The sequence below is a fragment of the Nafulsella turpanensis ZLM-10 genome (assembly GCF_000346615.1).
Taxonomy (GTDB): domain Bacteria; phylum Bacteroidota; class Bacteroidia; order Cytophagales; family Cyclobacteriaceae; genus Nafulsella; species Nafulsella turpanensis.
Genome location: NZ_ANNU01000028.1, coordinates 34,154 through 54,329 on the forward strand (window position 1 = coordinate 34,154; position 20,176 = coordinate 54,329).

The following is a 20,176-nucleotide window of genomic DNA, read 5'->3' on the forward strand; positions in this document are numbered from 1 at the left end:
TGCTAATATTCCTGATATTTTGTGTTCTTTTATAAGATTAGCGCCCCTTTACCCGGCCCTACAGAAGTGTTTTACTTCCGGCGCCGGAAGGGGTTTATAGATAGATTCATAGTATACACTTCAATAAGCTGTGCCGGACAATCCGGCGGGTTTATTTTTAATATAGATTGAAATGGGATGTAAATCGTGCAGTACCGGCACTGGCGAAAAAGTAGCCGGTTGCCGCAGCAATGGCGGATGCCAGACAGGCGGCTGCAATAAAATGAATGTTTTTGACTGGCTTTCCAATATGGATATGCCGGCTATCGATAAATTTGACGTTGCCGAAGTAAGATTTAAGGGCGGACGTAAAGAGTTCTTCAGAAACACCCACCAGATAGACCTCACTACCGGCGATGCCGTGGTGGTAGATGTACCCAACGGGCACCACATCGGCCACATTTCACTGCAGGGAGAACTCGTTCGACTGCAAATGCAGAAGCGGAAAATCAGGAATGACGACAATGTTCGCAGCATTTACCGCATTGCTACCGCTAAAGACCTTGAAAAATACGAAGAGCTGCAAAGCAAGGAAATGGCCGTGCTCTATCGTACCCGCGAAATTATCCGCGACCTCCGGCTCGAAATGAAGCTCAGCGAAGTAGAATACCAGGCCGATGGCACCAAAGCCACCTTCTTCTACTCTGCCGACGACAGGGTAGACTTTCGCCAGCTGATTAAGCTTTTGGCCGGTGAGTTTAAGCTAAGGGTAGAAATGCGGCAAATCAGCCTGCGGCAGGAAGCCGGCAGGCTGGGCGGCATCGGCTCCTGTGGCCGTGAACTCTGCTGCGCCACCTGGCTTACCGACTTTAAAAGTGTAAGTACCACAGCGGCCCGTTACCAGAACCTTTCGCTGAACCCAAGCAAGCTTAGCGGACAGTGCGGGCGCCTGAAGTGCTGCCTCAATTATGAGCTCGAAACCTATATGGATGCACTGGAGGATATACCATCAGTGAACCAGCCCTTGCGCACAGCCAGAGGAGCCGCCGTTTTGCAGAAAACCGATATCTTCCGGAAAACAATGTGGTTTGGCTTTGCCGGCGATGACCAGTGGCACCCGGTGCCTGCCAGCCGTGTGCAGGAAATTCTGGAAATGAACAGCAGAGACTTAGTGCCTGCCACCTTACTGGAAAATGAGCTGCCCGATCCGGAACAACAGTTCAAAAGCCTGAACCACGACCTCGAAACGCTTGATAAGCGCTTTGAGAAAAAGTCGAAAAGTACGAAGCGCAAGAAAAAAAGAAAGAGTAAAGGACCACGCAAAGACCAAGCGAACCAGAAAAATGAGAAGAAGCGTTAGGACATTTGCCTTTGGTATACTGATGTTCGCAGGGCTCTATGCCTGCGACGAACAGCGGGTGTTTGAACAGAACATTGATATTGCCGACCATACCTGGCATAAAGATTCTGTCTTACAGTTTAAGACGGAGATAGCCGATGCGTCCATCCCTTATAATGTTTATTATAATATCCGGAATGGCGTAGACTTCCCGACCCAGAATCTATACCTCCGGATAGAGGTACAGGATTCTACAGGAAGGGTGCTTACCAGCGACCTCAATAATATCGAATTGTTCGACCCAAAGACAGGGAAGCCCTATGGCGATGGACTGGGAGATATTTTTGATCATCAGGTGAAAGTGCTGGACGGCTTCCGTTTTCCTGAACCAGGCACCTATTTAATTGAAGTGCAACACAAAATGCGCGACAAGGTAATGGTCAACAACCACCTCCCCTCCATTATGTCTGTTGGCGTACGTGTAGAAAAGGACATTGCTCCGGAAGAAGAGTAAAATCCTTCGGCTAAACAGGAAAAAGTTACCGGCTCCGGCACCACCTAAGATGGAGCCGGAGCTTTTTTTCTGGAGGAGTGCTTTCCGGAAGTTGATTACCTGCCCCACCAACAGGCACCATGAAATAAGTGGACAGTAAACTTTCAGGCCACCTTAGGGATATGAATACAGAAGATGCTACCCCCTCCTTCAGAAGATTGCACACGAAGGCTTCCTTTATGCATTTCTACAAACTCTTTGCAGAGTAGCAACCCTAAACCACTCCCTTTTTCATTATCGGTACCCCTTTGGGATGGAATTCTTTTGTGCCTGAACAGCCCATCCTGGTCCTTTTTGCTCATCCCGATCCCATTATCTTCAACACAAATAATGGTTTCCTCTTCTGCCTCCCGGACCTGCACCTTCACCCAGCCCCCCTTTTCTGTAAACTTAATGGCATTCGCCATAAGATTACGCAACACCAGGCGCATCATCTGTATGTCAGCCGTCAGAGACAAATCCGGAGGTACGGAATTAATGAGACTGATTTCCTTCAGGTCGGCCGCAGACTGAAGCAGCTGCTTATTTTCCTCGACCACCTTATTAAGCTTCAGTTCCGCAGGAGCGAACTCAATCAGACCGGTTTGGCTGGAAGCCCACTGAAAAAGATTATCGAGCAAAGCAGTGGTCCCCTGCAGGGAACGCTCCATCTGTATCGAAAAGCGGCTCAACTCCGCTGGCGTAAACACACCGATATCCTTTTTCATAATCTGGATAAAACCGGAAAGTGTATACAGTGGCCCCCGCAGATCGTGCGAAATAATGCTGAAGAACTTATCTTTAGTCTCAACCAGGCTCCTCAGCTCGTGTTCCGATTGCTTTAGCTTTTCATTAACCTCCTGTAGCTGCCTGTTGTGGAAATGCGTTCGACGGTTTTGGTCTTCCAGCTGTTCGTTTTGCTTTCGCTTCGTTCTGTTTCCACTATAAAAAACCAGGGCCAGCAGCGTAACCAGCATGGAAATGATGCCTGACAGGTATATCAGGTGGTTTTTGCGAATGCCCTCCAGCTTGCTGATTTTAAATTCCTTGTTCAGCAGTTCTATTTCCTTGTCCTTCATCAGCTGCTTAAAAGACTGCTCCTGCCTCTCTACCTCCAGTTTCTTACTCAATTCCTGCAGGCGATTTCTTTGCTCATTAAGGGCAAGGGTATCTTTATAAGCTGCATACAAGGTTTGGTACTCGTAGGCAAGCTTAAAATTTTCCTTTTCGGCCATTAAACCTGCCAGGTACTCATAGCTCTCTACAATCCTGTCCACAGCCTTAACCTTCCGGGCTGCCTCCAGCGCCTTATTGAAATACATCTCCGCCAGATCATAATCATTATAAACCTGGTAAATTTCGCCGATATTCATCATTACTACGCTCAGGTCGCGCGTATTTTTAAGCTCTTCTAAAAGAGTAAGGGCCTGCTTTAAGTAACTTAACGATTTCCGGTACTGCTTATCGGCTTTATAGACAACTCCAATGTTATTAAGGGCAGCAGCATATTCAGCCTTATCTGTTTCGGGATTAATAAAATGGAGGCTCCTGAAGAAGTAACGGTTGGCAAGCCTATAATTCTTTTTAAAGTAGTACAGCCCACCCAGCTGGTTATAGCACTGCCTTAATATACCCTCATAATCCTTTTCCTTTGCAATGGAAAGAGCATCATAATAATAAGAAAGAGCCGTCTGGTATATTTGCTGCCGGCGATATACCCCTCCTAACTGGCAGTAGGCATCGGCCAGCAGCAAGCTGTCCTGCAGCTCAAGACTGAGCCTGTAATAGTTGTTAAAGTACTCCAGGGCGGTACTGGTTTCTCCTTTATCCAGGTAAAGCTGCCCCAGGTTAGCCATTGCCTTTGCCATGCCAGGCTTAAAGTTAAGTATGGTAGCAGCGCTTAGTGCTTTGTTGCTGTAGTCTAAAGCCTTTTCCGGCTCCCGGCCCAGGAGCTCGCTGGAAAGCTGGTTGTATTTATGAATACTGTCACTATCAATTATCGCCTTCCCAAGGCCTGAGAGTGAATCCTGCGAAAAGCTCTTTATCCAGCAAAAAAATACCAGGATGAAGATTCCTGATGCTCTCATCATATTCGATTTTCTTTCTGTAATTTTAATCAATTACCGGCCATCAGGAGAGCAATTGTAACGGCATATATTACACCTGCCTTTTTTTATCTTTTATGCACATAAAATAGCCGTCCCTTTTCATTCGTCAGTAACAGATGACTGTTATTTATATAGGTAATTCCTTCGGTCTGCCCCCTGCCGGAGAGGTTGATACAGCCGGAGGGATTTTCCAGCAGTTGACCTTCTTTCGTTACATTAAAAAGGTACAGTTTTCCATAAGAGAGGAGCGCAAGTTCCTGACCGTCAGGCCGTATGTCGGCCCCGGTAATCAGGCCTTTCATCGGTAATTTCTCTTCCAGCTGGGCCGAATAATTTCCGGCCGTGTCAGGCAGGCTGTAATGCCTTACAACCTTATCTCCATACGACTTGCTAAAGAGGTGAAGCCGACCGCCCATCCAAATCAGGGCTTCGCTGTCAAAGTTCCGCTCGCTCTTTTCCTGCGGAGGAAAAGTCTGCTGATCCGGATAAGTAAAAGAAATGGTATCTATATCCGCACCATCAGGAGAAAGACGGAAAATACGGAGATTTTTACGGTTGCTGAGGTTATTGCCAAAATCGCCAATATAAATGTTCCCGGCCGGGTCTTTTGCCAGATCCTCCCAGTCATGGTTGGGTAAAGGCAGAGGAAGCGAATCGATTAAACTTCCATCGGGTCCAATACGGTACAGTGTAGAAGGATTTCCTCCATCGAGCATGGTCCAGAAGGTGCCATTGCCAGCAGGCAGCAAACCGGAACTTTCCTTTAGAGATGGGGGCAGCCGTGCAATAGCATCTACGGCATACCCTTTTACAGCAGGTTCCACCACCTCTTCTCCCTCAGGCCAGTCGGCCGGGCAGTTACAAAAGAGGGTATAGCCAAACAGGAGGAGGCCGATGAGTTTTTGCCTGAACATTTATAAATGGTGCATAAAACGGTTTAACTTTTCCCGGAGTCCGACGGGGTCCTGCCAGTACTCCCGGCTATATACAAACAGGTGGCGCCAGTGCTTCTCTTCCAGCTCCTGCTTCCGGTATACATGAATTTCTTTTAGGGAGGGCTGTGCAAAATACTGGGCATCGTCGGTAAATACCACTCCGCCATACTTCCCATCTTTCAGGGCGGTTAAGTCGGCAAAAGGCTGGCGCTCCTCGAGCAGGTAAGCAGGATCTTCGGGCATTTCCTTCAGGTAGTCTTTCAGGTACAGGCCAAAGCCTTTTGCAGCAGGCTGGTTGGGCACTGGCAGATACTTTCCTTCCGACACTTCCAGCGCGTACTCCAGGTACTTTTTAAATAAATGCGGCCCCGCATTTTTGCTGTTTTCCGTTTTTAGCTCTCCCGGCCAGATGCTGCTCACCACGTAAATACGATGGCGGGCACGGGTAACCGCCACATTTAAACGATTTTCGCCCTGCGCCATATTCAGGCTGCCGAAGTGCATGCTCATGCGGCCTTCTTTATCGGGGGCATAACCAACGGAAAACACAATTATATCGCGCTCATCACCCTGCACATTTTCAATGTTTTTCACAAACAGATCCTCCGGCAACAGGAGGTTCTCCTGCAGGGCTTTTTCTTCCAGCAGGTCCTGGATAAGGTTTTGCTGCCGAAGGTTAAAGGTAAGTACCCCTATTGATTTAGGCTCATACCAGGCTTTGCCCTCCTGCCCCGACTGAAAGTATTTATCCTTCTCTTTTTTTATCAGCTGCATAACCAGCTGAACCACCTCTTCTGCCTCTGGCTTATTCATTTGATCTTCCCACACCCCTTCCACTTTTTGAAAGCGAATAGCGGCTTTCTTCTTGTTGACGATTTCCCGCTGCGGAACCATCTGGAGGGTATTCTCATAAAAGTGGCGGTTAGAAAAATCGATCAGCTCCGGGGCCATGCTGCGGTAATGGCCTTTCAGCTTAATCTGCATCAGGTGTCTGTCGGCAAGGTCGAGCAGAGAATCTATCTCCAGGTCCACGCTTTCTTCCGCGTCCTCCTCTTCCCATCGCACCTGGTAAATATCGCTGGGCTGCAATTGCTTGCTGTCGCCCGTAATCAGCACCTGGCGCCCCCGGTACATCGCCGGCAGCCCTTTCTCGACATAACACTGAGAGGCTTCGTCGAAAATAACCAGGTCGAATAGTTCTTCCATCGGAAAAATGGCCGATACCGCTTCCGGAGAGGCCATCCAGCAGGGGACCAGGCGCAGTAGTTCTTCGCCAAAATTCTGAATGAGGCGGCGCAGGGGCCATATTTTGCGCTTTTTCCCTGCCTGGTGCCGCAAATCGCGGTAAGTAACCACATTGTTCAGGCGGTTGTACTCAAGCTCCTGGTAAGTTTGCTCCCGCACTTTCATGAGCAACATTTCCTGGCTCACGGATGCTTTTTCTTCTATACACTGCCGCAGCTCTTCTTCCAGTTGCTGAAGGCTTTGTGTACTTACAGATCGTAAAACCGGGTACTTGGCTTCAATATGATTAATCCATGCAATCTTCAGGCTGTTTGCAAACAGCGCCACTACCTGCTCCTCTCCTGCTGCCCCGGGCGCTGAAATTAACTTTCTGATGAGGGAGCGCTCTTCCTCCGAAAGAGACTCCTGCATCCGGTCGAACTCTGCAATAAAGTCAAAGTCCTCTTCCAGACTATTCATTAGCTGCTCGGCATATCCTTCGGTCTGAAGCAGCTGCTCCAGCTGCATGGGGCTTAAATACTGCAGCCATCGCTCCCTTGCCTCTGGTACCTGCGCCAGTAAAATATAGAGCGCTTCTATTTTCTCTTTAAGCTCTTTGTAGCTGATCTTCCGCACGTTAAAATAGTGGCCATAGCCCCGGATCTGGTAAAAAAGTTCAAGGGCCGCAATAGCATTTTTCTGAATAGCAAACCATTGCTGAAAGTCCAGCTTCTGGTAGGTTTCCGGCACCTGCCAAAGCCAGGGAGTTTCTTTTAGCTGGGTGAGATTATGCTCCAGGTTCAGGCGGTTGTCAATCTTCTGTTCCAGTATCGCCATTTCGCGGCTACTCCCCTTTAGTTTATTTGTAACCAGCACCCTGCGCACCTTTTGCTCTTCTTTGCCCAGGTAGCGCCATGAGGCCCACCTGAGAATGCTGCGCCGGGCAGCTATTCTTCGCTGCAGTATTTCCTGAAAATCTCCCAGGTCTCCGGTATTCAGGCTTAACTCAGGCCCTTCTCCCACAAAGCACTGCAGCAGGCTTCTTTCCATACCAGCTAACCACTCCCCATCGATGGCCGATTGTTTAAAACCCACCATATGCCGGAAGCACTCATAAACTGCAGGATCTTGTAAAAGCTCCAGCAGTTCATCGGACTGTTTTCTTCTGTTTAACAGGTAAACAGCGGTTTCAAAGCTCACCTCAGACTGCAGGAGGTCCTGCAGCTGTTTACTTAACTGTTCCTGAAAAGGCTGCACTTCCAGGATGACATCCTGTATTTTCTGCTGGTCAGCCACACCATAGCTGCCAAAGGAAAGGCGCTCGCGCCATGGGTAATTCGGCTGGTTAAGCCTGGCAGCCAGCCGCCTGGAGGTTTTGAGCTTCCGGATAAAATCTTCGGTGGCTGCAAAAGGGTAGTCTTTGTACTCCTGGCGCAGGTCCACCACCGGTCCTTTCTTATCAGAACTCAGGTAAAGGTCTTTTACCGGCAGGCCACATTCGGTATCGTCGAAAAGGGCATGCTTAAACTCCCGTAACTCCTCTTTTATCTGTTCGATTCTACGGCTGGTCTGCAGGAATTTCCGTTCCAGCTGAATGGTATCCAGCCCATAGTTACGGTCTTTATATTCCGGCACCCGGTCGGCCTGGCGGGCAATCTGCTCAAATATTTTTTTTCTGTCCCACTTAAAATCGTGCACCAAAGCCACAAAATCAACAATCTGCTTCTGGTCGAGCCGTTTGTGTACCACATCGAGCGCGGCTTTCTTTTGCGACACCAACAGCACCCGCTTTCCCTTGGCCATGGCGTCGGCCATTACATTGGCAATAAGCTGCGATTTTCCGGTACCCGGAGGTCCTTGAACTACGAGGGATCGGCCGGCTTTTATAGCCCGGATGGCTGCTTCCTGGCTGGCATCCATCGGAAATGGGGCAAAAATGGTTTCCTCCCGTATATTACTCAGCTCTTCGTGCTGTGCGGCCGGGGAAGCTGCCGGCCCGGAGAGCTGCTCCCGCTCTTCGCGCTGAATTCGGCTGACAAAAAGATCTTCGATGCTCTGTATCTTTTCCTGCCTGAGCAGGTGGTTGTAATCCGGCACAAAATAAGAACCTGCCTGCGGAAAAATTCCAATTACTGCCTCCGGATATAGCTTCAACTCACCAGACTTTGTTTCCTCCTCCAGCTGGGTGCGGCTATATTCCTGAAAAGGAATGAGTTTATCGATGAAAATTTCCTGATTAAAATTGATCTCCGGCGGCTGGTCACGGAACAGCTTGTACAATTGAGTCCTGAACTCGCGGCTGTCGGTTTCCCAATCATCGAAAGTAAGGCTAAAGAGCTCTTCCGAAATACTTGTCTCATTAAAGTGGGCGTAAGCCAGCAGAAAGCTCTTGTTCAGCGATATGCTTACATCCTGCCGCAGCTGCATTTTCCACTGCCTGTCTTCCTCAACGATATCTACCGGAAAAAAGAGGAGCGGACAGCGAATGAGCGTGCCATCGGCCAGCTGGCCCCGAACGAACGGCCAGCCCACATAAAGGTCTTTTGAGCCTCTTTCGTCATAAATAAACCGATTGATCCGCTGGAGCTTTTTGAGCTTCCTGCTCACCACATTGGCAGCGCTATGCCTGCTGTCGGCCACCGGCCCCAGGGTAATAGCAGATGTTCGGGCAATTAGTTGTTCAATAAGCTGGAAAGCTGTTTGCTGATCGTGCAAGAAGTCCATGTCGTGCAGATCAATAAACTGATCGGCCAGCAGCTTCCGCAACAGAATAGAGCGGTTGTTGCCGGTAAGGTTCGTGAGCCTGCGAAGATATTGCCTGAGCAGCTGTTCCATATAAGGTAAAATCCGTCAGCCTCTCTACTCCACTGCTTAAAATGCAGCTTAGGAGGCATTTGAGTAATTATTAAACAGTAGGTAAAATAAAGCTTACAGTACCTTTATCCAAATCCAGGCCCACCTACTCTACCTTTACGTAAGGTGCAACTTTCCGGACAAATGAAGAATCGAATGTATGAATATTTAACAAATCGTTGACGGATTGAAAAGGACCATGCTGCTGCCGGTAAGCATACAGGAGGCGTGCCTGTAGCGGGGAAAAGTAAGGATGGGTCGCTATTTCTTCCTGGCTGGCTTCATTGATATTGAGCTGCGCAGGACGGAAGTTCTCTTCGATAAAAACATACTGCCTGAGGTCCTGTACCACAGCACTATCGAGCCCCCACACTTCCGACAGCTGATCGAGGGACACAAAACCTCCCAGCTTTTCACGAAAACGAACAATGCGCGAAGACAGCACCGGCCCAATTCCTTTTAACTGTTGCAGCAAAAGACTATCGGCCTCGTTCAGATCAAAGGCAGTAAGTTTCTTCTCCTTATACACCGGCCGCGCCTCCTCTCCGGCTGTTTCTGCAGGCTTCTTAGTGGCAGTAAGGCTTGCCGGAAGGTGAATAAATGGAGCCAGCTTTTGGTAAAGACTGTCGGGCATATCGTAAATAATCATCAGGTCTTCTTTTTTCCTGAATTTTCCTCCTTTTTCCCTGAAGTTGGCCACGCGGCGGGCCAGCCATGGAGGCATACCCAGCAACTGCAGACTATCGACAGATACCTTGTTCGGGTCGAAAATAAACAGGCGAGGCAGGCTGGCAGCTTCTTTCTCCTTTTTCCAGTCCTGCCTGCTATCATACCCGGCAAACTGCAAGGGAGCTTCCTGTTCTGCGGCCTCCATCTGCAGCAGCAGGCTATCGAGGAGCGCCTGGTCCTGCTGAAAGGAGGTATAACCCTCCGCAGGCAGCTGACGATACAGCAGGAAGCCCAGGAAGTAAGCAAACAGCAATCCTACCATCAGCAAAAAGCCTTTGGCTTCTGCATTACTGAAGTTGAAGAAGATTTTGGTATACCGAAGCAGCCGCTGAAGCATAAGAGATAAACCGCTTCTTCATTTAAATGTTCTTTTCGTTAGAAAATTTGGCTGCTATTCTAAAGGCCAGGCTGGTCATGCACGATAAGTACCTGAAAAATAGAGGATTGATGAGACTCTTTCCCTGACCAGAGAAATAAACGGCAATTCTTTAAGCCAGCAACTAAACTTGTTATGGAACCCGGCATGAACAATTTGGCTGTAACACGTATACATATAGTAACACATTTTTAACCTAAATAAGCTGAACCATGGAAACTTTTGGTGCTATAACAGGGGTCATTCTCACTGCAGTGGCCATTGCTCTTATTTTTTACTTTGTACTGAAAGTAAAAGGACCCTGGGGAAACTTCTGGACCTTCTTCGTTGTGCTTTTTCTTTCCATTTGGGCCGCCAGCCTGTGGGTGAGCCCATTCGGGCCGGTTTACTGGGGAATTGCCTGGATACCTTTATTGTTTATTGGCATCATCGTTGCCCTGCTTCTGTCAGCTATGCCTTCCCCGCCAGCAAATACCGAAACTTCGGCCAGCGACAATGGAATGGACGAGAATGCCTCCCGAAAAGATTTTGGCATTGGAGTAGCTACCCTTAGTGGTATATTCTGGATGTTTCTGGTTATTCTTCTAGTGGCTGTGGTAATTGGGTACACCTTTTAAACACAAAGCCCCCACATTGTTAGGCAGGGGCTTTGTGTAATGTCCACCGGAAGAACTACACAGGCCTTCATGGATTAGTTTTATCCTTTAGCTCCTACTCCTCATCGTAGGAGTTCGGCTCCGGCTTAGGCGGTGTGCGAAGGACCTTCATAAAGAAGTAAGCTGTAATAATGGTAACTGATACCTGCACCAGCACCATGGTAATAATAGCTGAAGTACTCATAATTTATCTCCTTTCAGGTTGTTTTTCTCTTCTTACAGTAGCCACATAAATAATGGCGCAAATAAAGACAAAGAGCAGGGTTAATAATATTTTAGCCAGATCAATGTAAAAGATGGGGTTCGTAAAATCGCCCAGTGCAATGGTTTCCCTCACCTCCACCTCATCGCCTACACTAACGATAATTTCGTTTTCCGGTTCAAATTTATAGGTCTGCACCACGGTCAGGGAATCGAAAGTTTCCAGGTTACCCAGCTGGCTGGCTTCCATTACCGGTTCTGCTTCGTTTGTAGCAGTCCGGTGGTAAGGCAGCAATTGTGCTACTGCTACCACTGTTTCTCCTTCGGGCCCCTCTTCAATGGCTACAATTTCTCCCGGAACCGTTGCCTCGAAGTGGTCGGCAAAGTATTCGCGGTTGGCATCGAAGCCCTGATTGGTAATTTTACCGATGATGCTGTTATCGTCAAGTTCCCAGTCGCCGGAGAAAGCCCTGCCCCAGTCGCCGTTTACAGGCGTAACAAGACTGCTCAGGAACACCACTAACAATAAAATAGGGGTAACAAATTTAATAAGTGGTTTAAAAATGGCAGGGACTTTAATGTCTGCTCCACGATTAATTTCTTCCCAGCCGTTATTAATGCCGAATATATAAGCGAAAATAATACTTTCGGCAAGGGCGAATACTACCAGCGAAACGGTTCCTGCCCAGTAATCATACTCCCACAGTACGCCTTCATTATAAAAGTATACCGTTGGAAGACCCATTAGCAATACAAGACCACCGAAAGACCAGGCTGCTTTTTCACGCTTCCAGCCGAACTCATCTTCCATAAAGCCCATCCATGGGGTACCCATGGCGAGGGAAGAGGTAATACCGGCGAAAAAGAGCAGGCCAAACCAGGCTACCCCTCCAAGCGTTGCAAGGGCCGTACCCCACTGGTCGAACAGGAACGGCATGGTCTGGAAAGCCATGGCAAAACCTGCATTTTCCTTTACCCAATCAAGGCCAAGGTACCCTACGGCAATCGGAATAACGATGGAAGCACCCAGAACAATTTCCACAAAACCGTTCATCCAGCCGGCAGACATGGAGTTCAGGGCAATATCATCATTCTTACGGATATAAGAGGCGTAGCATTGTACAGTACCCATACCTACAGAAAGTGTAAAGAAAATCTGGCCGGCCGCAGCCAACCAAACGGTCGGGTCAAGAAGCGAGTCGAACTGAGGTTCCCACAGAAAGTTAAGGCCAAGGTAAGAGTTACAGTCGGTACAGCCTTCAGGCGCACCGGCATCGCCAAGGGTAAACCCACGAACGGCCAGGAAAGCGCCGAATACAATCAGGAGCGGAACGCCTACTTTAGCTACCTTTTCTACCCCTCCGCTCAGGCCACGGCTCAGAATGTAGGTATTGAGAACAAGACAAAGGATGTAAAATACCACCGATTCATAAGGTACACCTGTAGTAGCAGAGGTGATGGTAGTATAACGGTCAAAAAAAGCGGCTACCTCGCCCTGCGTTAGGCCGGCAAAGGTTTGCATGAGAGAGTGGAATACATAGGCCAGCGTCCAGCTCTCAATATAGCAGTAATAAGCGGCCACGGCAATGTTGGTGAAGATACCAAAGGCCCCGAAATACTTCCAGAACCTGCGGCGGGTCATCTGGTCGAGGATAAAAGGGGTGGAGTGGTTACCGAAGCGGCCACCGTAGCGCCCCATGGACCATTCTATCCACAATAACGGAATACCCATTACCAGGAAACAGATCAGATAAGGGATAATAAAGGCCCCGCCACCATTTTGCACGGCCTGTACCGGAAAACGCAGGAAGTTGCCAAGCCCGACAGCATTCCCTGCCATGGCTAAAATCAGGCCCACACGGGTTCCCCAGGATTCGTTGTTTGCGCTCATTTACGTAAAATAATAACTTGAATGATTAAGGTATAGGAGCAGTATTAAGTGCTCCATTTTCCTGCACTGTAAAATACAGGAAAGAGAATCCCGAAAATAGATGCAATTCTTTTGTAAAACAAAGAATCTTTTACAAATAGTATCGGCAACAAAAGCCTCTTTTAAAGCAGGTAGCCCTATACTTTGCCGGAAAAGCTGACGAACATCTGCTTTTTTCCTGCGCAATTTTTATAAATACTGATGAAGGTCATTTTTTACCCTCCTTCCCTGCTGTACTTTTGCAGTAAGGAAACTGGAAACAGAGCGCGGAAAGCTGCCTCCTGTGCGGAAGACAGCAGAACTAAGCACTTTATCTTGATGTTAGGACACTGAAACTGGAGATAAAATTATTTAAAACTGTTCTAAATAAGGACTTGAGTTTAACAGGCAGTTTACTTTCAGCGCATTATCACTTAATTTTGTCAGCGAATTTATAAGGCATGCAAAACCATTTTAAAGCAGTTAGTTTATCTTACAAAAAAGCCCCGCTTGAAATACGGGAGCTTGTTTCGTTGAGTGAAGAGGCCTGCAAGGGTTTATTGCACCTGCTGTCTGATTACACCATGGCAACAGATGTACTGGTACTTTCTACCTGCAATCGTACGGAGGTATACTACAGTTCCGAGGAAGATCTAAGCAGCGACATTATTAAACTGCTCGGAATTCAGAAGAACATTGCAAATGTTGCAGACTATTCTGCTTACTTTAACCTGCTTACTCAGCCGGAGGAGGCCATCAGCCACCTCTTCCATGTAGCCATGGGCCTGGACGCACAGGTAGTAGGCGATATGCAGATTGCCAACCAGGTAAAAAGAGCTTATCAATGGTCGGCCGATGAAAATATGGCTGGTCCGTTCCTGCACCGCCTCATGCACACCATTTTCTTTACGAATAAGAAAGTGGTACAGCAAACTACTTTCCGCGATGGAGCCGCTTCTGTATCATATGCAGCGGTGGAACTCATTAATGAACTTACGGCCGATATAGTTGAGCCGAGGGTGCTGGTAATTGGCCTGGGCGAAATAGGAACCGACGTTTGCCGCAACCTTGCCAAATTCGAAAGAGGCAGCGTACGCATCACTAACCGCAGTATGGAAAAAGCCGAAGAGCTGGCCCATGAATGCGGCCTCCAAACAACTCCTTTCAGCGAGGTTGGTTCTGCTATTGCCGAAGCCGATGTAGTGCTGTGTTCCATAGCTGCCGATCAGCCTTTTATTACCAAGGCCCTTATTGAAGAGCAGGAAATTCTGAGCCACAAATTCCTGATTGACCTGTCTGTACCCCGCAGCATAGAAGCTTCCACAGAAGATATTCCGGGTGTACTGCTTTACAATGTAGATGAGATTGAAAGTAAGGCCTCTGCAGCTCTGGAAAAACGCAAGGCAGCCATTCCACAGGTAAAAGAGATAATTGCCGAATCCATCGAAGAATTCAACGACTGGAGTAAAGAAATGATGGTTTCCCCGACCATCCATAAGTTGAAGAATGCGCTGGAACAGATTCGACAGGAGGAAATGACCCGCTATCTCAAAAATCTTAACAGCAAGGAAGCCAAAGCAGTGGAAATGGTTAGCAGGAGCATGATGCAGAAGATTATGAAGCTGCCCGTTCTACAGCTGAAAGCAGCCTGTAAGCGCGGCGAAGCCGAAACCCTCATTGATGTGTTAAACGACCTGTTTAACCTTGAGAATCAAAACCATCCCTCCGAAAAGGAATAAAAAAAGATAGAGGCAGATTATTAATTCTAAATAATCTGCCTTAATTTTATAAGCTCTTTCAATCTTCATTTCAGCCGCAGCTATCTGTTGTGGTCGAAATCCGTCCAGCTGCATCTAATCTTTATTTTCATGCAAAAACGAGTACTACAGGGCTTCCTTTTCATTATACTCCCCTTCTTCAGCAGCTCCCTTTTCGCTACTGAGCCTGCTTACGAAGTAATTCCCGACCTGCTATATCAGCTTGAGCGTAAAATTTTAATAAAGCGAGAAGGAAGCAAGTACGGATTAGTTAACCAGAAGGGCAAAGAACTGATCCCGGCCAAGTACGACAGCCTGTTATATACAGAGCTGCAGGACCAGTACATCGCTTACCTCGACAGACAGGAGCACCAGAAAGTGGCTGGTGTTATTTCGGAGCGCGATAAAAAAATCATTCCTATTGATTATAACCATATTGTTCCGGTAGCCCTTACACTTTATTCGGTAGAAAACTTTAGCGGTACCGCAGCCCTCTTTGACAGCGATGGCAAACAAAAGACGGACTTTAAGTTTGCGGCAATTACGGCCTTTAAAGGAGAGCTGGCTCGCTTTTACCAGAATGGAAAAGCGGGTGTTATCAACAAAAAAGGGGAAATATTGCTCGATGCCCGTTATAAAGATGTTATTATCCGCAGCGACAGCACAGTAGATGCCGTTCATTTACGGAACTGGAAAATTCTTGACGGGCAAAACAAGCTCCTTAATGAGCTTCAGTTCGACAGCATCCGCCCCCTGGGAAAAGACCGCTGGGCCACCAGCATAAACTTTTATAATGCCGCCGGCCAGCCAACCCTCATGACCGCCCTTACGAATAGCAAGTGGGAACAGCTTATCGGCTACCGCCCCATGTTTATTTACCCCTTTGACGACAGCCGGGAAAAGCAGGTGGCAAAAATTGAAGAAAAAGGTCGCTTTGGAGTTATAAATGCGGCGGGCGAATATCTTTTGCCGGCAGAGTTCGACTCCATTGCACTCACCAACCGGGCAATAGTAGCAGGGCTTCGGGTAAACAGGGAGTGGTACTGGCATGTGTTTGATTTTAATGGAAAGAAAGTTAGCAGAGAAACCTACCGGGCCGTTGTTCCGCAAAAAGATGACCTGATGCCGGTAAAGCTAAACGACCGCTGGGGCTATATCGACCAGCAGGGAAAAGAAGTATTAATTTGCCGCTACGACAGTACTAATGCCTTCGAAGGGGCATATGCCCGCGTCCGCTACAGCGGAAGCATGGGAATCATAAACCGTGAAGGCCTGTGGCAGGTACGTCCGATGGCTGAGCATATCAGCATGGCAACACCCACACGCTTTGTGGCACGAACACCCAATGCCTACCTCCTGCTCAATGAAGAGGGAAAAGAACTCCTCCGTACTCCCCATGCGCTAAAGCCTGTAGAGGGAGGCTTACTGGAAATTAACGAACAACTCCAGTATGGTTTGTTCGACCTCAATGGAAAACGCCTGACACCCACTACCTATGAGTGGATTTCGGAACTACAGGAAGGGGACATCTTCCTGGCCAGGAAAAATGGCAGGAAAGGTATTCTGAGCAGGGACGGCAAGAGCTTCATTCCGGAGTCGGCCGATACTTTTGACCAGCTCTTCGACATGAGCGAGGGCTTTCTGGCGGTTGAAATCGGAGGGCAGCAGGGCTTTGTCGATACACAGGGCCGCTTACGCATCAGCAACCGCTATGATAGTGTTAGCTTGTTCTCTGCCGGCTTTGCTGCAATCAAGCTCATGGGCCAGTGGGGCTATATTGATAAGATGGAGCGCCTGAGGGTTCAGCCTCTTTACGAAGCGGCAGGTCCTTTTGAAGAAGGAATGGCCATTATTCGCAAAAATGGCGCCTATGGGGTTATCAATGAAAATGGAAAAGTTATTATCCGGCCGGAATACGAAAAGATTCAGTCACTACAAAGCGGACGTTTCCTGATTGTAAAAGATGGACAGATGGGAATTACCGACAAAAATGCCCGCTCCCTCTTATCAGCAAAATACGACCATATCGAGGACCTGAAGAACGGCTATTTCCTGGTGGAGCGGAATGGCAGGAAAGGTCTAGTCAACTATGAGGGCATCAGTACTATTCCGCTGATGTACGACATCCTGCTGTGGGATGAACTGAACCAGCTGTACCTGGCATCCGCTGAGGGAGAAAAGATTGAGCGGAAGGTTATTCGCTAAAAAGATTTTCTTTGCATTAATCAGTGTTCTGCAAAACCTGGCAGTTTACCCTCTCCTCTATAGTGAAGAGAGCAAAAGTTACCCCCTTCTGGAGTGGCGGCTGTAAATTTATCCGGAACTGAATTTACAGCCGCTTTTATCAATACTTCCACAATCACCCCAGCTATTCTCACCTCTTGTGTTGACAACAATTCCTGTACAAATGCTCTTGCCGGCATTTGTACAGGAATGTCCTTTATCTATTCTCCCCCTCCTGGTTACCGCCTCTTAGTTTATTTTGTTTGGCATTGCTGCTGCCTTCGTCATTGCCGCTGATGCTTTCGCGCATATCAGTATCGGCCTGGATGTTCTGCATTTTGTAGTAGTCCATAATGCCGAGATTGCCGGAACGGAAAGCATCGGCCATGGCTTTTGGAATTTCGGCTTCGGCCAGAATTACCTTGGCACGGGCTTCCTGCGATTTAGCGCGCATTTCCTGCTCTTCTGCTACGGCCATGGCACGTCTTTCTTCCGCCTTGGCTTCGGCAACTTTTAAATCGGCATTCGCCTGGTCAATCTGCAGCTTCGCACCAATATTGGCTCCCACATCCACATCGGCTATGTCGATAGAGAGGATTTCGAAAGCCGTTCCGGCATCGAGACCACGCTGCAGCACCAGTTTACTTATTTTATCAGGATTTTCCAGCACGGCTTTATGAGTAGCGGCAGAACCAATAGAGGTAACAATACCTTCCCCTACACGGGCGAGAATGGTATCTTCTCCGGCACCACCTACCAGCTGCTGAATGTTGGCCCGAACCGTTACCCGCGCCTTAGCCACCAGCTGAATTCCATCGGCCGCTACCGCAGCCACGGAAGGGGTGTTAATTACCTTCGGGTTCACGGAAATCTGAACGGCCTCAAATACATCGCGGCCGGCCAAATCAATAGCTGTTGCCTGTTTAAAAGTCAGGTTGATATTTGCTTTATCAGCTGAAATAAGTGCCCTGATAACAGAAGGCACGTGGCCGCCGGCAAGGTAGTGTGTTTCCAGGGAGCTGGAGGTAATATCGCTCAAGCCGGCTTTATGAGCAGTAATCAGCGAATCAACAATTACACGCGGCGGCACTTTTCGGATCCGCATAAAAACCAGCTCAAAGAGGTTAATTTTTACACCCGAGAAGCGGGCCGTAATCCAGAGATTGATCGGCACGAAATAAAAGAAAATAAAGATGCCAACAACAACGGCGACAATGATGAGTATTAAAGATAATCCTTCCATTAATTTATTTATAAAGGCTTAAAGGTTCTACATAAACAGTCAGCGATTCCACTTTGGCAACGCGCACTTCCATTTCATTTTCCAGGTATTGGCCAAAAGTCCGGACTTCATATATTTTATCCCCAAAGGCTGCTTTACCCTGCGGACGAAGCTCGGAAACAGTTTTTCCTGTCATACCTACTTTTAACTGATGCTCAATCTCTTCATTAAAGCGGCTTTTATTGGTAGATTCCAGGGAAAAACGCCCCCAGGTATCATGCTGTAAGCCGTACCAGATAGCACCTAAGGCCACAACAAAGCTAAAACCCATGAGCCAGTAACCCACGGTTTCACCAAAACTGGTAAAGCCCATATAAACACCTGCTCCCGCCAGCAAAAGCCCTAAAATCCCCACGAAGGTCATACCGGGAACAATAATAATCTCCGCGATAATTAAGCCTACGCCAAACAGGATGAGAAAAATAACAATAATCCACTCCAGCACCATTACGAAAGCTTGTTTTGTTGCACTAAATCTACAAATTAATTCCTTATTTTCTATAAGGCATAAAAAAAGCCCTGCGCACAGGCAGGGCTCCCGGAGAACTTATGTTTAATAGGCTCTTGCAAATACCACCCGCCTGTTGGAGGGCTTACCAGTGAGGATACATTTTCCTTCCTCTTCCTCTGCTCCCAGCGGTATACAGCGAATGGTCGCTTTAGTTTCTTCCTTGATACGTGCTTCGGTTTCGGCTGTACCATCCCAATGGGCAAGGATAAAGCCTCCTTTATCGTCCAGCAGTTGCTTGAAGGTATCGTAATCGTCTGCTTTATGGGTACTGTCCTTGCGGAACTGGTAAGCTTTATTGTATATACCTTCCTGGATTTCCTTCAGCAGTTCTTTTACTCTTTTAGGCAGGGAATCATCGGCCGGAACCGTTTCTTTGGTACCATTGTCGCGGCGGGCCAGCTCCAGGGTCCCATTCTCCATGTCTTTAGGGCCTAAAGCAATCCGAAGCGGCACTCCTTTCTGCTCCCATTCGGCAAACTTAAAACCAGGCTTATGGGTATCGCGGTCGTCGAATTTAACACTGATACCCAAATCTTCGAGCGCTTCCTTTATACTATGCGCCTTTTCGCTGATTTGCGCCAGCTGCTCATCGCTCCGGTAAATAGGCACAATTACTACCTGAATAGGAGCAAGCTTTGGCGGCAGCACCAGCCCCTGGTCGTCGGAGTGCGCCATAATAAGCGCACCAATGAGGCGGGTACTTACACCCCAGGAGGTTCCCCATACATATTCAAGCCCGCCTTCTTTGGTGGCATATTTCACATCAAAGGCTTCAGCAAAATTCTGCCCCAGATAGTGTGAGGTTCCGGCCTGAAGGGCCTTACCATCCTGCATCAGGGCTTCTATACAATAGGTATCGACAGCGCCGGCAAAACGTTCGCTTTCTGTTTTAAGTCCTCTGATAACAGGTACCCCCATCCAGTTTTCGGCGAAGTCGGCATATACATTCATTATTTTCACGGTTTCCTCCACCGCTTCCTGTGAGGTGGCATGAGCCGTATGCCCTTCCTGCCAGAGGAATTCAGCCGTACGAAGAAAGAGCCTCGTACGCATTTCCCAGCGCACCACGTTTGCCCACTGGTTTATCAGCAGCGGAAGGTCGCGGTAAGACTGAATCCAGTTTTTGTAGGTATTCCAGATAACCGTTTCGGAGGTAGGGCGAACAATCAATTCTTCCTCCAGCTTTGCATCCGGATCGACAATCACTCCGCTGCCATCTTCTGCATTCTTCAGGCGGTAATGGGTAACCACCGCACACTCCTTGGCAAAGCCCTCGATATGGCTGGCCTCACGGCTCAGGTAGGATTTAGGGATGAACAAGGGAAAGTAAGCATTCGAATGTCCTGTATCTTTAAACATTTTATCGAGCTGCTGCTGCATCTTCTCCCAGATAGCATAGCCGTAAGGCTTAATGACCATACAGCCCCGCACCGGAGAGTTTTCAGCTAAATCGGCTCGTTTTACCAGCTCATTGTACCACAGGGAATAATCTTCGCTTCTTTTTGGTAAACCTTTGCTCATTTTGTTATAGTTGGTATGATTATTGTATTAATTCTCATGAT

General features: G+C 48.0%; 14 protein-coding genes. 5 read left to right on the forward strand and 9 right to left on the reverse strand.

Annotated elements, in window-relative coordinates:
- Positions 1-172: 172 nt before the first annotated feature.
- A complete protein-coding gene (locus tag F752_RS0112110; RefSeq protein ID WP_152425125.1) occupies positions 173-1,339 on the forward strand; it encodes a PSP1 domain-containing protein in 1,167 nt (388 codons plus the stop codon).
- Positions 1,323-1,832, forward strand: coding sequence for a gliding motility lipoprotein GldH (locus F752_RS0112115; protein WP_026135706.1), 510 nt, complete (start codon positions 1,323-1,325; stop codon positions 1,830-1,832). The genes F752_RS0112110 and F752_RS0112115 overlap by 17 nt, the downstream gene beginning before the upstream one ends.
- 143 nt (positions 1,833-1,975) lie before the next feature.
- On the opposite strand, the gene F752_RS0112120 is transcribed toward F752_RS0112115, so the two are convergent.
- The 4 genes from F752_RS0112120 to F752_RS0112135 form a co-directional block, all read right to left on the reverse strand.
- The gene (locus F752_RS0112120; protein ID WP_017732013.1) at positions 1,976-3,940 is read right to left on the reverse strand and encodes a tetratricopeptide repeat-containing sensor histidine kinase; all 1,965 of its coding nucleotides are present in this window, start codon (positions 3,938-3,940) and stop codon (positions 1,976-1,978) included.
- 83 nt (positions 3,941-4,023) lie between these two features.
- Positions 4,024-4,872 (reverse strand): SdiA-regulated/phytase-like domain-containing protein, encoded by an 849-nt coding sequence (locus F752_RS0112125; RefSeq protein WP_017732014.1) that lies wholly within the window; start codon positions 4,870-4,872, stop codon positions 4,024-4,026.
- A complete protein-coding gene (locus tag F752_RS0112130; protein WP_017732015.1) occupies positions 4,873-8,952 on the reverse strand; it encodes an AAA domain-containing protein in 4,080 nt (1,359 codons plus the stop codon). It abuts the gene before it with no gap.
- A gap of 124 nt (positions 8,953-9,076) precedes the next feature.
- Positions 9,077-10,036, reverse strand: a complete 960-nt coding sequence (locus F752_RS0112135) for a ComEA family DNA-binding protein (protein WP_017732016.1) — start codon at positions 10,034-10,036, stop codon at positions 9,077-9,079.
- 251 nt (positions 10,037-10,287) lie between these two features.
- Between F752_RS0112135 and F752_RS0112140 the strand changes: the two genes are divergently transcribed.
- Positions 10,288-10,692, forward strand: a complete 405-nt coding sequence (locus F752_RS0112140; protein ID WP_017732017.1) for a hypothetical protein — start codon at positions 10,288-10,290, stop codon at positions 10,690-10,692.
- 94 nt (positions 10,693-10,786) lie between these two features.
- Here F752_RS0112140 and F752_RS26835 read toward each other — a convergent pair whose 3' ends face one another.
- Positions 10,787-10,915 carry a hypothetical protein gene (locus F752_RS26835; RefSeq protein ID WP_017732018.1) on the reverse strand — a complete coding sequence of 43 codons (129 nt, stop codon included), beginning with the start codon at positions 10,913-10,915 and terminating at the stop codon, positions 10,787-10,789.
- 3 nt (positions 10,916-10,918) lie between these two features.
- A complete protein-coding gene (locus F752_RS0112150) occupies positions 10,919-12,823 on the reverse strand; it encodes a sodium-dependent transporter (protein ID WP_017732019.1) in 1,905 nt (634 codons plus the stop codon).
- 479 nt (positions 12,824-13,302) lie between these two features.
- Here F752_RS0112150 and hemA point away from each other — a divergent pair, with 479 nt between their 5' ends.
- Together hemA and F752_RS0112160 are read left to right on the forward strand one after the other, a co-directional pair.
- The gene (gene hemA, locus F752_RS0112155) at positions 13,303-14,580 is read left to right on the forward strand and encodes a glutamyl-tRNA reductase (protein ID WP_017732020.1); all 1,278 of its coding nucleotides are present in this window, start codon (positions 13,303-13,305) and stop codon (positions 14,578-14,580) included.
- Positions 14,581-14,709: 129 nt separating this feature from the next.
- Positions 14,710-16,803, forward strand: coding sequence for a WG repeat-containing protein (locus F752_RS0112160; RefSeq protein WP_017732021.1), 2,094 nt, complete (start codon positions 14,710-14,712; stop codon positions 16,801-16,803).
- Between the two features lie 235 nt (positions 16,804-17,038).
- Here the strand turns inward: F752_RS0112160 and floA are convergent, their stop codons facing one another.
- From floA to proS, 3 genes are all read right to left on the reverse strand, one after another.
- Positions 17,039-18,064: a flotillin-like protein FloA gene (floA, locus tag F752_RS0112170; RefSeq protein WP_017732023.1), complete on the reverse strand. Its 1,026-nt coding sequence runs from the start codon at positions 18,062-18,064 to the stop codon at positions 17,039-17,041.
- 4 nt (positions 18,065-18,068) lie between these two features.
- Positions 18,069-18,551, reverse strand: a complete 483-nt coding sequence (locus F752_RS0112175) for an NfeD family protein (RefSeq protein ID WP_017732024.1) — start codon at positions 18,549-18,551, stop codon at positions 18,069-18,071.
- A 105-nt stretch (positions 18,552-18,656) separates the two neighbouring features.
- A complete protein-coding gene (gene proS, locus F752_RS0112180; RefSeq protein WP_017732025.1) occupies positions 18,657-20,135 on the reverse strand; it encodes a proline--tRNA ligase in 1,479 nt (492 codons plus the stop codon).
- Positions 20,136-20,176: the final 41 nt, after the last annotated feature.

What these genes read in the sequence shown, in the direction of transcription:
- F752_RS0112110 (WP_152425125.1), top strand. Translation starts at nt 173, where the DNA reads ATGGGATGTAAATCGTGCAGTACCGGCACTGGCGAAAAAGTAGCCGGT.
- F752_RS0112115 (WP_026135706.1), top strand. Translation starts at nt 1,323, where the DNA reads ATGAGAAGAAGCGTTAGGACATTTGCCTTTGGTATACTGATGTTCGCA.
- F752_RS0112120 (WP_017732013.1), bottom strand. Translation starts at nt 3,940, where the DNA reads ATGATGAGAGCATCAGGAATCTTCATCCTGGTATTTTTTTGCTGGATA.
- F752_RS0112125 (WP_017732014.1), bottom strand. Translation starts at nt 4,872, where the DNA reads ATGTTCAGGCAAAAACTCATCGGCCTCCTCCTGTTTGGCTATACCCTC.
- F752_RS0112130 (WP_017732015.1), bottom strand. Translation starts at nt 8,952, where the DNA reads ATGGAACAGCTGCTCAGGCAATATCTTCGCAGGCTCACGAACCTTACC.
- F752_RS0112135 (WP_017732016.1), bottom strand. Translation starts at nt 10,036, where the DNA reads ATGCTTCAGCGGCTGCTTCGGTATACCAAAATCTTCTTCAACTTCAGT.
- F752_RS0112140 (WP_017732017.1), top strand. Translation starts at nt 10,288, where the DNA reads ATGGAAACTTTTGGTGCTATAACAGGGGTCATTCTCACTGCAGTGGCC.
- F752_RS26835 (WP_017732018.1), bottom strand. Translation starts at nt 10,915, where the DNA reads ATGAGTACTTCAGCTATTATTACCATGGTGCTGGTGCAGGTATCAGTT.
- F752_RS0112150 (WP_017732019.1), bottom strand. Translation starts at nt 12,823, where the DNA reads ATGAGCGCAAACAACGAATCCTGGGGAACCCGTGTGGGCCTGATTTTA.
- hemA (WP_017732020.1), top strand. Translation starts at nt 13,303, where the DNA reads ATGCAAAACCATTTTAAAGCAGTTAGTTTATCTTACAAAAAAGCCCCG.
- F752_RS0112160 (WP_017732021.1), top strand. Translation starts at nt 14,710, where the DNA reads ATGCAAAAACGAGTACTACAGGGCTTCCTTTTCATTATACTCCCCTTC.
- floA (WP_017732023.1), bottom strand. Translation starts at nt 18,064, where the DNA reads ATGGAAGGATTATCTTTAATACTCATCATTGTCGCCGTTGTTGTTGGC.
- F752_RS0112175 (WP_017732024.1), bottom strand. Translation starts at nt 18,551, where the DNA reads ATGGTGCTGGAGTGGATTATTGTTATTTTTCTCATCCTGTTTGGCGTA.
- proS (WP_017732025.1), bottom strand. Translation starts at nt 20,135, where the DNA reads ATGAGCAAAGGTTTACCAAAAAGAAGCGAAGATTATTCCCTGTGGTAC.